General features: G+C 37.8%; 12 protein-coding genes. All 12 read left to right on the top strand.

All coding sequences use genetic code 11. The features are described from left to right. Positions 1-523 precede the first annotated feature (523 nt). Positions 524-1474: an ABC transporter ATP-binding protein gene (locus ACKTT2_RS23420; RefSeq protein WP_407890972.1), complete on the top strand. Its 951-nt coding sequence runs from the start codon at positions 524-526 to the stop codon at positions 1472-1474. 17 nt (positions 1475-1491) lie between these two features. Then, positions 1492-3390: an ABC transporter permease gene (locus ACKTT2_RS23425; protein ID WP_407890974.1), complete on the top strand. Its 1899-nt coding sequence runs from the start codon at positions 1492-1494 to the stop codon at positions 3388-3390. A 103-nt stretch (positions 3391-3493) separates the two neighbouring features. Beyond that, positions 3494-3913, top strand: coding sequence for a hypothetical protein (locus ACKTT2_RS23430; protein WP_407890976.1), 420 nt, complete (start codon positions 3494-3496; stop codon positions 3911-3913). A 140-nt stretch (positions 3914-4053) separates the two neighbouring features. Then, positions 4054-5187 (top strand): type IV toxin-antitoxin system AbiEi family antitoxin, encoded by a 1134-nt coding sequence (locus ACKTT2_RS23435; protein ID WP_407890978.1) that lies wholly within the window; start codon positions 4054-4056, stop codon positions 5185-5187. Then, positions 5129-5962, top strand: a complete 834-nt coding sequence (locus tag ACKTT2_RS23440; RefSeq protein ID WP_407890980.1) for a nucleotidyl transferase AbiEii/AbiGii toxin family protein — start codon at positions 5129-5131, stop codon at positions 5960-5962. The genes ACKTT2_RS23435 and ACKTT2_RS23440 overlap by 59 nt, the downstream gene beginning before the upstream one ends. A 177-nt stretch (positions 5963-6139) precedes the next feature. Next, a complete protein-coding gene (locus tag ACKTT2_RS23445) occupies positions 6140-6529 on the top strand; it encodes a hypothetical protein (protein ID WP_407890982.1) in 390 nt (129 codons plus the stop codon). Positions 6530-6538: 9 nt separating this feature from the next. Then, entirely contained in the window at positions 6539-7561 is a 1023-nt protein-coding gene (locus tag ACKTT2_RS23450; protein ID WP_407890984.1) for a hypothetical protein, read from the top strand. Next, positions 7546-8499, top strand: a complete 954-nt coding sequence (locus ACKTT2_RS23455) for an AAA family ATPase (RefSeq protein ID WP_407890986.1) — start codon at positions 7546-7548, stop codon at positions 8497-8499. Before ACKTT2_RS23450 ends, ACKTT2_RS23455 begins: the two co-directional genes overlap by 16 nt. Further along, positions 8492-10219, top strand: coding sequence for a hypothetical protein (locus ACKTT2_RS23460; RefSeq protein ID WP_407890988.1), 1728 nt, complete (start codon positions 8492-8494; stop codon positions 10217-10219). Before ACKTT2_RS23455 ends, ACKTT2_RS23460 begins: the two co-directional genes overlap by 8 nt. A gap of 1 nt (position 10220) precedes the next feature. After that, positions 10221-11867 carry a formylglycine-generating enzyme family protein gene (locus ACKTT2_RS23465; RefSeq protein WP_407890990.1) on the top strand — a complete coding sequence of 549 codons (1647 nt, stop codon included), beginning with the start codon at positions 10221-10223 and terminating at the stop codon, positions 11865-11867. Between the two features lie 145 nt (positions 11868-12012). Continuing rightward, entirely contained in the window at positions 12013-12729 is a 717-nt protein-coding gene (locus tag ACKTT2_RS23470) for a hypothetical protein (RefSeq protein WP_407890992.1), read from the top strand. A gap of 43 nt (positions 12730-12772) precedes the next feature. After that, on the top strand, positions 12773-13696 hold the full coding sequence (locus ACKTT2_RS23475; protein WP_407890994.1) for a TIR domain-containing protein: 924 nt from the start codon (positions 12773-12775) through the stop codon (positions 13694-13696). Positions 13697-13754 lie beyond the last annotated feature (58 nt).

The raw sequence follows: 13754 nt of genomic DNA on the forward strand, positions 1-13754 counted from the left end.
GTACAAAGGAGAGAAATAAGAGAAATTTAGTTCCCTCCCCGATGTATTGGGGAGGGAACTAAATTTCTCTTATTTCTCTCCTTTGTACTTTGCTTTTTGGTCAACACGTTGTAACGCAAAGTTATACAAACTGGGAGCAATTAATCCCAACAACTTTATATCAAAACATACTCTATTAATTTAGAAAATTAAGTAAGAGCCATACACTAATTTTAAATACAATGCTATTATTACTTCACAAAAAGTAATATTTTTTACTTCATATAAAGATTTTATGAATTTTTCTAGTACAAAAAAATACTTTCTTTAAAGCTGGTTGCATTTTCCGAAACCATCCTGGCAAGTTCTGAAATTAAAGGCTAAGCTTGCTGTACTCAATCATTCGAGTTGAATACCTCAAGCAAACTTACCAACGCATAAATACGTTTATTTTACCGTGTAACGGTGTTTTTCATCTCAAATAACAGCCAGTATGATGGCTGAAAGCATACTCAGTATAATTGCAAACTCCAGCCTGTTAGTTATGACAAAAGAACTGGCTATTCACACCCGTGGACTGACTAAGCAATTTGACAGACACGTTGCTGTTAATAATCTCGATTTGGAAATCCTGTCAGGTGAAGTTTATGGGTTAATAGGTCCTAATGGTGCAGGTAAAACAACTCTCATCCGTATGTTAGCAGCGGCTGAAGAACCGACAACGGGTGAGATTTATGTAAATGGCGATCGCTTACTTAGGGACAAAAGCAACCCCACTCTCAAACGACGCTTGGGATATTTACCAGATGACTATCCTCTTTACGAAGAACTCACTGTCTGGGATTACCTCGATTATTTTGCCCGCTTGTATCGTTTGCGCGATCCGCGTCGCGCTCAACGCCTGCATGAAGTTTTAGAACTGATTCAATTGGGTAACAAGCGAAATAGTCTGATTTCTACCCTGTCACGAGGGATGAAACAACGCTTGTGTCTTGCTAGAACTATTATCCACGAACCTATTGTCTTGCTATTAGATGAACCTGTTTCAGGGCTAGATCCCATTGCTAGGATGCAGTTTCGCGAGATTGTTAAAGTTTTGCAAGAAGCGGGAATGACAATACTGATTTCCTCTCACGTTCTTAGCGATTTAGCAGAACTGTGTACATCTGTGGGAATCATGGAACTTGGTTTTCTGGTAGAAAGTACTTCTCTCCAACAACTTTATCAGCGCCTTTCCCGTCAACAAATTGTTATATCTACTTTAGGAAAACTACCAGAACTCTTAGGCGAATTAAAAAATAATCTTTTCGTTCAAGAATGGGAAGTTTTGCCTGCTAAGAATAGTGTGCGGGTCAATTTTTCTGGAAAACAAGAAGATTGTGCCGATTTATTGCGATCGCTCATCACAGCCAATATTCCTCTCACTGATTTTCACACAACTCAAGAAGATTTGGAAACGATTTTTCTCAACTTAGGTCATAAGCAAGCTTCGTAAATATAAAATCTAAAATCATGAATGACTTAATTAGTAAGTTGGGTGATTGGAACCCACAGTTTTTTAGAGAAATTAAAGGACGCTTAAAGGTTTTTAATGTTGCGCTCGCAATTGCTATATCCCTTTTTGGTCAACTCGCACTGTTTCTTTATCAATTGCGGGAGACACCCACTGAATTCTATTCAACAGAAGGGCAATACTGTTTTTTACGTCCAGAAGCTTTAGAAAAAAGGCAACTTCTTAATCGACAAATAGAAAACCTTTATCAACAAATCAGTCAATATACCAGGACTAATCCTTCTGGAAAAAGCAAAATTACTGAATTACAATCACAAATCGATCGATTGCAACAGAAAGTTTCCGAGCTATCAAATCAGTATTGTCCCATAGACCAATTAAATATGCCAATCTGGTGGCGCGACCACTGGCAATATATTTTCTCTACACTCACTGTAGTTTTTATCTTCACATTGTTAGTCGCAGGCACTTATTTACTCATCGATAACTTAGCTACAGAAGAACGACGGGGAACTCTCAATTTTATTCGTCTTAGCCCTCAACCAGCAACAAGCATTTTGATTGGCAAAATGTTAGGTGTACCAATATTAGTCTATTTAGTCATCTTAAGTGCATTGCCCTTTCATTTCTTTGCAGGACGAAGTGCTAATATAGCAACTAGTCATATTTTGAGTTTTTGGATAGTCGCGATCGCGTGCTGTATTTTCTTCTACAGCGCTGCACTACTTTTTGGTTTATACTTCCGTTGGTTTAGTGGCTTTCAACCCTGGTTGGGTAGCGGTGCAGTTTTACTATTCCTGATAATTACAATGCAGTCCCTATGGAGTCCATATGTGACTTCTGCAGGTATTTGGATTAAATTCTTTAGCCCATTTGACATAACAGCATATCTTTTTCCAAACTTGATGCTCCATCGATATAAGTGGGAAATGCTGCAAAATGTACAATTTTTCTATCTGCCTATAGGAAAAAATCTCGTGGGTTTGGTGAGTTTACATATACTAAATTATGGTTTGGGTACTTACTGTTTGTGGCAAGGACTGACACGCTGTTTCCGTAACTCAAATATAAGTCTCTTCAGTAAAGGTCAAAGTTATTTTCTAGTCACCTACACTCAAGTTCTTCTTTGGGGATTTACTTTCCAATATATGAAAAATTATTCCCAGTTTTGTCCTCCAAAAGGTTCTTGTGTTAGCTTTTATGATGTGAATTATCAAATGACTCAGAATTTTGGCTTAATTCTAGTCTTTAACTTAGTTCTATTTTTTGGGTTACTTGCAACCCTATCACCCCACCGCCAAACCGTACAAGATTGGGCAAGATACCGACACCAAAATGTTTCTGGCGAGCAAGATGTTAGAAATCATTTCTGGCTAGCCGATCTTGTTTGGGGTGAAAAAAGCCCGATACTTGTTGCAGCATTGATTTGTCTTGCGATCGCATCGGCTCCAGTTATCATTTGGCTTTTCCTAGTTCCTATTTTAAATACTCCCCAGACCTCTACTTTGAATTTATGGATTAATCAAGTTAATAGATTAAACCTAATTTTAGGGGTAGCTATGTTCGTTACTTTGATGATGATTTATGCTGCGAGCGTACAAAGAGCATTATTGATGAAAACCAAAAAACGCTTGTTATGGGCATTTGGTTTCGTGTTTGCTCTATTTTTCTTACCTCAATTTGCTCTAACCATCTTACGTATCACACCTTCTATACATCCTACCTTTTGGTTATTTTCTACCTTCCCTTGGGCTAGTTTGGAATTTAGTTCGACACTGGTAATCTTTGTAGCTTGGTTGGGAGAGTTAGTAATTTTAGGGTTGTTAATTTGGCATTTGTTCGAGCATATAAAGATTTTGGGAGAGTCTACTACTAAAGCATTGTTAGTCAAAGATTAGTCAATTTTGAAAAAAGGTGACTTAAAGGCTGCAAGATCCCCGACTTCTTTGAGAAGTCGGGAATCTAGTAAAGACCTAGTAAAATTCAAGAACTAAAATTTATATGATTCAAAATTTTATTGAGCAAATAGGTGACTGGAATCGTCAATTTTTAAGAGAGATTAGAGGACGGTTAAAAATGCAAAATATCCTACTTGCAATTTCAACCTCTTTACTCAGCCAACTTGTCCTGTACGTATTATTTGCAGTCAAGCTACCACCGAATCGCGTGATAATCTCTTCTAACTATTCCCCATACTGCACGGGAACTCAAAGTATTACACAGTATAGGTGTTTGCACCATGACTTGAGTCGTTATTATCTTATCAATTGGGAGCTTTTCTGGCAGGGCTGCACCACTTATTATTTTATTCTCTGGGAGCCATTCACTATCTTCAATGGAAGTTTTGATAGCTATTTTGTCTTAGTGGGGAATTGTGGCGTTCTTAGTTTTTCAGTTGAAGCGGCAATTAGAGAAGGTTGATGAGTTATTGTAAGATAATAACTTAAGGCTGAACTTGTAGCGGTTGTCGCTTGGAAGTAACATATAAAAAAGTTATGGAACCGTAGATGCACGCTGATGCACGCTGATGAAGTTCAAGAAGTATCTCACTCACTTATCTTATGCAACCTAAGCACCCTTGGTTACAAAAATCTTTGGAAAAATTGGAGAAACTACCTCAAATCCAAACAACCGCGACTGTAGAACCTTTCCAAGTCGATAATGCGATCGCGGATGGATTGTTAACGATATACACCCCTCAAAATAAACTTGAATATATAGTAGAAATTAAATCGCATTTAACTTATGAAACACTGGATGTCACAATTAACTATATAAATTATCTCAAACAACGACTAAGTAATGGTCAAAGACCACTACTTATTACAGATGTACTATCAAGTGCATTGGTAGATGAGCTAGTCGAACAAAATATTGAATTTCTTGACACTACAGGCAATATTTATCTTAATAACTCATCAATTTACATTTTGATTAACAACAGTTTTTTCAGTAAAAAACTACTCTCTACTCCTAAGATTACTTCTAGAACTCTACAAGTTGTATATTCCTTACTTCAAGAGCCAAACATATTAAAGAGTCTTCCTATAGACATTGCAAAATTTATAGAAATGAACTTAAGTACTGTTAAAGAAAGTCTAGAAAATCTGTACGAACTTAACTACTTACTACGTCAACCTGGCGGAAAATATCGAATAGCGAATTATGTCAAACTTTTAGAAAGATGGGAGATGGGGTATTTAGAAAATCTACGTCCAGAACTTTTAATTGATACATTTAACCCCATTGGAAATCATCATTTCTCAGATGTTTCTCAACCAATTAAAAATATAGCAGAAACCGAGCAATTCTTAATTGGTGGAGAATTTGCGGCTGCAATTCTTACAGGCTACTTGAAACCAGTTAGTACGGTTCTCCATATATCAGAGCAAAAAAACTATCGAGCGATCGCTACTAAATTGCGCCTTAAACCAGATCCAGAAGGAAGCATCACTATACTAAAGCAATTTGGAACTAAAAATTACTATCACAATAACCAGTATCAATATATTGCCGATCCTTTACTAATTCATGCCGAACTAGCTTTGCATCCAGACGAGCGTTTAAAAGAAACTGCTAGACGTATCTACAACCAATATATTGCTGCAAAGCGACAAATTGCTGAAATAGAAGATTATGAACAACCCACAAATCACCTTAGACTTAAAAGCAAAACAAATTCTCACCGATCTTAAAGTCATTATGGATTCATTACAAGTCCCAATGTTGTTGATTGGTGCTAGAGCAAGGTTGTTAATCTTTGATAGTCAATACAATCTTGAGGGTCGAGCAACTACAGATTGGGATGTGGCAGTCAAATTAGATAATTGGAATCAATATAATGAATTAAGATCTCAAATGACTTCTGGTAAAATCATTCGATTTAAACAAACTAGTGTTGTACATAAATTTATTCATATTGAAACTGGGTTAGAAGTTGATGTGATTCCCTTCGGAAATATTAGCGATGAAAATCAGGAAATCACTTGGCAAGATGGGAATCGAATGAATACTTTAGGGTTGGAAGAAGCTTTTTCAAATACAGAGGTTGAAAAGATCGACAATTTTGAAATTCGGATAGCCGATATTTGTAGTTTTGTGGCATTAAAACTGCTTGCATGGAATGAGCGAAGAGAATCTAAAGATTTAGAAGATATTGTCTTTGTCTTAAAAAACTATCAAGTAGAAGAACGAGTTTATGAGGAACTGATTGAGGAAATTTCCACAGGGGACTTTGATGTAGATGAAGCCTCAATTATTCTACTTGGTAGAGATATCAGTAAGGTATTTCGAGATAAAACCATCAATAAAATCAATCTAATTTTAATAAAAATTATTGAAAAACAGAATCAGGTTATTCCACAATTTGTGAAATCTCTAGAACAAAATGCTTGGGATGAAGAATTTTATAAAATAGTTAGATGTTTTCAAGCACTTCAATATGGTTTGGAACAAGAGACGAAAAATTAAATATGATATATTTTGAAAGGGGATAAGCATCTTGTGATTCCTTCAAATGAGAAAAAGCAGATACTTTGCTTTTTGTCGTACCAAAATAGATTTTCGTGCATTTTTTAAATTGGTAGTCTGATTTTAAGTATAAAATAAAGAAACTAAGCTGTTAACTGTACTGAACTTAAGTTTCTTATGAGTTTCTCTAGCGGTTATCCGCAAAGCATTCTATTTCTCGCTACCAACCCTGAAGACACTATATGTCTACAGCTCGAGCGAGAGTTACGAGACATTGGGGAAGGACTGCAACGCGCTCAAAAGCGCGACCAATTTCAGCTAGAACAACGTTTGGCAGTTCGTCCTCGCGATATTCAACGGGCTATGCTCGATATAAGTCCGCAGATTATCCATTTTTCGGGACATGGGACGGGAGCTCGAGCGGCGATCGAGTTTGCGGTAGGCTTTTATGATGCAATCGGGGCAGGTCGTTTGATTGAGTTTGCTTATAAATTAGGGCGTGCGGCAATTCGGATGGCAGGCATTGCAGAACACTTGACTCCAGTACTGTTAAAGAAATCTACATAAGGAGAATATATGCCTTCGCTTAAGCGTTTACAGGCAAAACATGAAGACCTAGAAGAGGAATATGAAGAAGTTCGCAAAAAGTTGAAATGGTTTAAGAAGGAAAGAACGATAAAAACCGATTCTGAAGCGAAATATGAGCTAGAGCAACGGATTGAGGAGTACGAAGTAAGATTACGGAAAATAGAAGAAGAACTCGAAGAATTAGAAGACCAGATTAATCTATCTAAACAATCGGAAAATTCAAATTTAGAAATAACACAAACCGTTGACTTCTTATATAGATCGCTCTTAAAGTTAGGTTACTGGGAACAGCACAACCTTTTTGAAGAGATTGCTGGAAAATACTCTCACGGTGTTTTTTTAATCCATGGGCATTCAAAGGAATATGGTCAAAGGTGGTTACTGAATCGACTTATTTCAAGTATTCCTAATAGTTTAGAAGGAAAAAATATTGTTATTGACTTAAATCGAACTTCGTCAAGAACAGATATAGCAGCAATTTGGGATGAATTTGCAGGTCGAGTCAGTTTACCTGAAAAGAGTTTACCCTTTCAAATTGCAGAGAGAATTTGCGAACTATGGAAAACGCAAAATGTTCTAATTATATTTAATAATGTTGATGAAACAATTAAAGAAAATTTGGGCGATTTACTCAATAATTTTTGGGTATCAATTACACAGAAAATATTAGAAAATAATCATAAAAATACGTTTAAACTACTCATTTTTTTTCTAGACTATCAAGGGGTAGTATCTCAATGGAATATTGGTTTTGTTGAAAAGTATGATTTATATTGGCAGCCAAATCTTCCTCTTGGATTACCTAAAATTCATCCATTTTCAGATAAGGATTTGAGGGATTGGTTAAATTACCAAAGTGATTCCTTACCTCCAGCCATCTCTACTAATAAGGTAGCAACAGTGAGAGTGCTTTTAGAAAAGCAAGGGATGCCAATACCAACTCTACGAAAAATTTGCGATATTTGTGGTTGTAATTGGTTTGAACAGGAGAGCAAGTGGTTACGCCTTTAAATTCTCATCGCTTTGAGTATACAGGTACTAAACAACCCGCACCAGGAGAGAGCTACAAAGGCAGGCTCATCTACCCTTACTTGCCCAGTCAACAATTAGTGGATGTTGTAAATTTAGCAATTTACCTGGGTCGTCCATTATTGTTGAAAGGGGAACCTGGATGTGGCAAGACCCAACTAGCTCTAGCAGTTGCTTACGAATTAGGACTAGATTTTGAGACTTGGTATGTAAAGTCCACAAGTAGAGCTAAGGATGGATTGTATGTTTATGATACGGTTGGGCGATTACGCGATGCTCAACTAGCTGCATCCGGTTCTTTGACGGTAGAAGAAAAGAAACGTTTTGACGATCCAACATCCTATATCCGTCTCGGACCATTAGGACGAGCTTTCACAAATCCAAAGCGTACAGTAGTTTTAATTGATGAAATTGACAAAGCTGATATTGATTTTCCAAATGATTTACTGTTGGAACTAGATGAGCAACTGATTAAAATTGAAGAGGTAAGAGAAGATGGAAGAGAAAAGGAAATTAAGGCAATTAATCCACCAATCGTCTTTATCACAAGTAACGATGAGAAAGATTTACCAGATGCCTTTTTGCGCCGATGTTTATTCTATTATGTCCATTTTCCCAACTACGAACAGATTGTTCAAATTGTAAAACACCGATTTCCTGATATTGCGGATGAACTGGTAGACAAAGCAGTTTCTCGTTTTATGCACTTACGTGAAACTATGTATGGTGAAACAGGTAAATTCAACAAGAATGTGAGCACCAGCGAATTACTTGATTGGATCAAGGCATTGAAGCGAGATTCATTAAAAGATGTGTTAAATAGGTTGTCGGAGGAAACCCAACTACCTTACTTAGAGGTATTACTTAAGAGTTGGGACGCTCATGTGAATTATCTGAGGCTGAGTAGAGATCGTGAATGATCCAGCATTGTTAGAACTATTTACCTGTTTAAGAGAAGCAGGTTTTTCTCTTGGATTGGCAGAATATCATCTGCTCCTTCAAGCTGTTCATGCAGGTTTTGGTACTCGCGATCGCTCTGCATTAGCTCAACTGTGCTGCGCCCTATGGGTTAAATCTGAGCGAGAAAAGCAGATTTTTCAGGATTATTTTGACCAGCTTATTCCCGAACAACCAGAACAAATCTTTTTTGAAACTGAAACAGAGAACACTGGCTTAAAAACGAATCAACAGGAACAACTAATTTATAAGATACGTAAAACAAGCAGAAGCCGAAGTTTTTTGCTACTAGGACTGACTACCTTTATTGTTGCGATCGGCGGCGCGTTTTTTCTAAAAGACTTTATTCCTAAGCCAAAACCGAAACCACAGGTTAATAGTTTAGTCTTTAGCGGTGGCTCTTTTCTTACCCCTTCCTACATCGTCGATGCAAAAGAAAAAACAGCACTTATCAAAATTACCCGTACTGGTAGCAGGTACGGAGCAGTCAGTGCAAAATTGAGTATTAATCAGGAATGTTTTCCAGACGTTTCTGGAGATACTTCTAGCTTCAATGAGACATCCAAATTAGTTGATAATCCTCAAAGTATTCAATTTGCAGATGGTGAAGTAGGTGAAAAAATAATTTTACTACCTATTATTCTCAATGAGAAAGCTAACTTTTTTCAAAAAACTATTACTTTATGCTTGACTGAGCCTATAGGTATCAAACTTGGCGAGCCAAATAGAGCAATGTTACTTATACAAAATCAGGATTATCTAAATAAAATTTTTCGTTCTGATATTTTTGAGTTGGTATTAATAACCTTTACTTGTGTTATTTTGCTACTTGTTGCTTGGAGGATGTGGAAAACTCAACAAATCAAGGTTTTGGAAAATGAAGGAATTATTCCAGAGACTTACACTAACTTACCTAAAACGCTGCTATCCCCTGATGTTATGCGGACAATGGCTGACGAAATCCAAGTTGCTAAAGCAATCAGGTATTCTGACAATCAACTTAGCGAACTTTTTCCTCTCATCGTTAACGATCTGCCTGTTACCCATCGACAATTGAAACAAGGGTGGCGTTATCTACGCCAACTTACTCGTGAGGGCGCACCCAGCGAGCTAGATCTCGAAGCTACGATTCAACAAGTCGCCCAGCAGGGATTTTTATTAAGTCCTGAGTTGATTCCGCGTCGTACTAACCGCATAGAACTCTTACTGTTAATCGATCGGGATGGTTCAATGGTTCCGTTTCACCATCTTTCGCAAGGGTTAGCAGACACAGCATCTCGCGGGGGGCGTTTCAGTCGAGTGCGGATCTATTACTTTCATAATTGTCCGGATGAATATCTGTATCGCGATCCCTATCATTTAGAAGCAGAGCCGATTGATGATTGTTTATTAAACTTACCTAAAGTGAGAACAGTTTGCTTGATTTTCAGTGATGCTGGAGCAGCTCGTGGTGGATTTAGTTCTAAGCGGCGACGGTTGACAAAATTCTTTTTAAAAGAACTGAAGCAGCACATAAGTTATATCGCTTGGCTTAATCCGGTTCCTCGTAAACGTTGGGAAAATACCACCGCTCAAGATATCGCTGCTTTAGTTCCCATGTTTGAGGTGAATCGTCAGGAATTTTATAAGGCAATAAATATCCTACGAGGACGGCATAAATCTATAGGAGAGGCATTCCGATAATATGATAGACTCTGGTGCTCTACTCTCTGAAACTCGAACTTGCGAAATCGCACAGACGATCGCACTTTTTCAGCAACGATTTAGTCAAGCCCACGTTGACCTAGCCTATCATGCCGCCTTTGCGATCGCCCTCACACCCCATTTGACCTACTGCATATGGGCAAATTTTCAGATAGACACAGGTAACCAGGACTTGAAAGTCCCGTGGATCGCAGTAGCAGATTTATTACTCTCTCCCCTCTGTCACGAGGTAGGACATGAACTATATGAAATGGATAGAGATATACGAAACTACCTACTAGATCGAATGCTTCATCATCCTAGCTTTGGTCAGAAGCGTGTTGAGGAATTAGCCCATTTTTTGCTGTCATACGTACAGCGAGAGTTGAATTATTCTAAGTCGTCAGTACAAAATTTAGCTCAGGCTCAACGCTGGACTGCACTTGCCTATGTCTATCCTGAAGTTGTCGCTCATGATTTGGCTGACAAGCTTGCTAACTTAAAGCTGAGTGAAAAAACAGAATGGCTCCGGATGACATCGTTAGCGGAGACGATAGCAGATCCTTTGCAAGAAGCCCATTTTGAAACCTTGTTAACTTATCTCCAGGGGATGCGCGAATTGGCTCGCGGTAATCATGCTCAAGCAGAATTAACTCTCAAATCCTTGCCAATTCACGAGCATCGAATTGTCGTAGCAGGAGTCATTTTACCCGTTCCTGAGTTTCAAGGATCTGATTGGACTATTAACCCGATTGCATCAAGAACCCTTTCTTTAAAGTCGTTTAGTTTTGAGACAGCTAAATTGATTCGTCAACCTCGATTTATGCGGCTGGGGTCGCAGTGGGTCATCGATCGGCATGAGCAACAGGCAAACTTGTTCTATGAGAGATTAGAGGGGCAGGTTACTTTAGAAATGGTGAGTCTTCCAGCAGGCAATTACTGGATGGGAACTGTCAATAAGGAGGGCGACTATCGGGAACGTCCTCAACATCACGTCACTATTGCATCTTTCTTTCTCAGCCGTTTTCCTGTGACACAATCTCAATGGCAAGCAATAGCTAAGACTCGCAAAGTCAGAATTGAACTGAATCCTGACCCCTCCAACTTTAAAGGAGATAATTTACCTGTAGAGCATATTACTTGGTTTGAGGCGATCGAGTTTTGTGAACGGCTGCAATTACAGACTGGTAAACCTTATCGCTTACCTAGTGAAGCAGAGTGGGAATATGCATGTCGTGCAGGAACAAAAACCCCATTCTACTTTGGCGAAACGATTTCTCCTCAAGTAGCCAGTTATGATGGAAGTCAACAATATCGTTCCAGTTCTAAAGGACGATCGAGCAAACAAACTAGTAAAGTAGGTTCTCATAGAGCAGCGAATGCTTTTGGTCTTGATGAGATGCATGGTAATGTATGGGAATGGTGTGCCGATCACTGGTATGATGACTACAAAAATGCACCAAAAGATGGAAGTGTCCGAATTACCAATCATCGATTTTCACCCAGAGTGATACGGGGAGGTTCCTGGACAAATGCACCTTATATGTGTCGTTCCGCCTATCGTAACGGCATCCCTCCTGAAAACAAAGTGCTTACAATTGGCTTGCGAGTGGCCGTATCGTTACCCACAACAACAAATCCCAGATGATTGTGTAAACATGAGGCATATTTATTGCTTTTTATATCGAAAGGTTTTATAAGACTTCATCAAGCATTACCCTCATGGGTACTATTAATCCTAAACAAAATGTGGTAGTAGGTTTATATAACAATAAGGCAATAAAATCTAATATATGAATATCCTTTATGAACTTCAAAGCAAAAAACTTGGATTGCTTGAATTAATATCATTAGGCTTCGATTTATATTTAAAAAAAAATCGAATTTTTCTTAGCACTATTCTAATACACCTGCCTTTTACAATTATTTTAATCGGCTTTGCAACATCACTCAATTACTCTCAGAATTCATTTTTATGGTTTTTATATTATATATTCTATTTTTTTTATATATTTGTAATAGTTCCAATTTATGGTAGTACTCTTTCCATCCTTACAGAAACTTGTGTTCTTCAAGAAAAAATTCAACCTAAAGCTATAGCGAAACGAATATTTTCACGTATATTATCCATAAGTGGGCTGTGGATGAAATTTTCAATTATTATGTCTTTACGCTCCTTATTGCTAATTATTCCAGGTATTATATACGGTGTAAACAATGGCTTCTGCCTTACCTCTTTTATTCTTCGAGATCAAAGAGGTAAGGCAGCATTTCAATACAGCCAGTCATTAGTTAAAGGAAATTGGTGGAAGGCATTTTTCTTTTCATTATTAACATATCTAATCAGTTTTGGCTTACAGGGAATTTTTAGAAAAATCCTAAGTAGTGCTATTGCTAACTCTCCTATATTAGTTGCCGTTCTATCAACTGTATTAACACAAGTCATTGCTCTTGGAGTTTCAATCGCTGCAGTTTTGCTCTTTCTTAACTTAGAGTTTCAAAAACAATGAGAAAAGAAACAAATCTTGTTAATATGTATATCATCATTTAAGTATGCCTGAGTCATCTGCTATAACTATTTTATTCTTAGCAGCAAATCCAGCACGAAGTTCTCAGTCACGTTTAGAGCAAGAAGCACGAGATATTAGTGAAGGGTTACTAAGAGCACAACATCGCGATCGCTTTAAATTTGAACAACGATGGGCAGTACGTCCTAGAGATATTCAACTTGCTCTTTTAGAATGTAACCCTCAGATTGTTCATTTCGCTGGACAACGCAAGCAGAATGAAATATCAGGAAGCCAGGAAAAAATGATGTTAGAGCCTGGTGGCTTAGTAGAAACAGAATTTAATCGAGAAGAAGGGTTAACATTTCAAAATGAAACTGGGCAAGTCTGTCTCATCCCTGCCAAAGCTTTGGCAGATTTATTTATGTTATTTACAGATCGAGTGAACTGTGTTTTGTTAAATGGTTGTTACACAGAGGAGCAAGCGAAGGTAATTGCACAACATATTCCCTATACGATTGGGATGAAGCGATCGATAACTGATAAAGCGGCTATAGATTTTGCCTTGGGATTTTATGATGCATTAGGAGCTGGTCGCTCGATCGAGTTTGCTTATAATCTGGGTTGTACAGCAATTCAAATGGCGGGCTTACCTGAACATTTGACACCCGTTCTCTACAAAAAATCAGAATTAAATTCTATTTCTACACACAATGATTCTTCAAAGTTAGATACTAATCTACTTAATGGTGTTACTCAAACACCACATTCTAGGCGACGTATCCAAGAAAAACGTGAAGACTTAGAAGAAGAGTATCAGGCAATTCGTAAGAAGTTGAAATGGTTGAAGAAAGAATGGACTATTAAAACTGATTCGGAAGCTAAATACGAGCTTTCACAACGAATTGAGCAGTATGAAGTTCAGTTGCAAAATATTGAAGAATTGCTTGAGGCATTAGAGAAAAAATAGGGGGTAATCGGCATTGGAGACAAGTTAAGCTTATAGAGCAATCTTCGAGCTGTTTGCG

The organism is Scytonema hankhaensis NUACC26 (genome assembly GCF_045865695.1).
Taxonomy (GTDB): domain Bacteria; phylum Cyanobacteriota; class Cyanobacteriia; order Cyanobacteriales; family Nostocaceae; genus Scytonema.

Coding starts and splice junctions, on each gene's coding strand:
- ACKTT2_RS23420 (WP_407890972.1), top strand. CDS start 524: ATGACAAAAGAACTGGCTATTCACACCCGTGGACTGACTAAGCAATTT.
- ACKTT2_RS23425 (WP_407890974.1), top strand. CDS start 1,492: ATGAATGACTTAATTAGTAAGTTGGGTGATTGGAACCCACAGTTTTTT.
- ACKTT2_RS23430 (WP_407890976.1), top strand. CDS start 3,494: ATGATTCAAAATTTTATTGAGCAAATAGGTGACTGGAATCGTCAATTT.
- ACKTT2_RS23435 (WP_407890978.1), top strand. CDS start 4,054: ATGCAACCTAAGCACCCTTGGTTACAAAAATCTTTGGAAAAATTGGAG.
- ACKTT2_RS23440 (WP_407890980.1), top strand. CDS start 5,129: ATGAACAACCCACAAATCACCTTAGACTTAAAAGCAAAACAAATTCTC.
- ACKTT2_RS23445 (WP_407890982.1), top strand. CDS start 6,140: ATGAGTTTCTCTAGCGGTTATCCGCAAAGCATTCTATTTCTCGCTACC.
- ACKTT2_RS23450 (WP_407890984.1), top strand. CDS start 6,539: ATGCCTTCGCTTAAGCGTTTACAGGCAAAACATGAAGACCTAGAAGAG.
- ACKTT2_RS23465 (WP_407890990.1), top strand. CDS start 10,221: ATGATAGACTCTGGTGCTCTACTCTCTGAAACTCGAACTTGCGAAATC.
- ACKTT2_RS23470 (WP_407890992.1), top strand. CDS start 12,013: ATGAATATCCTTTATGAACTTCAAAGCAAAAAACTTGGATTGCTTGAA.
- ACKTT2_RS23475 (WP_407890994.1), top strand. CDS start 12,773: ATGCCTGAGTCATCTGCTATAACTATTTTATTCTTAGCAGCAAATCCA.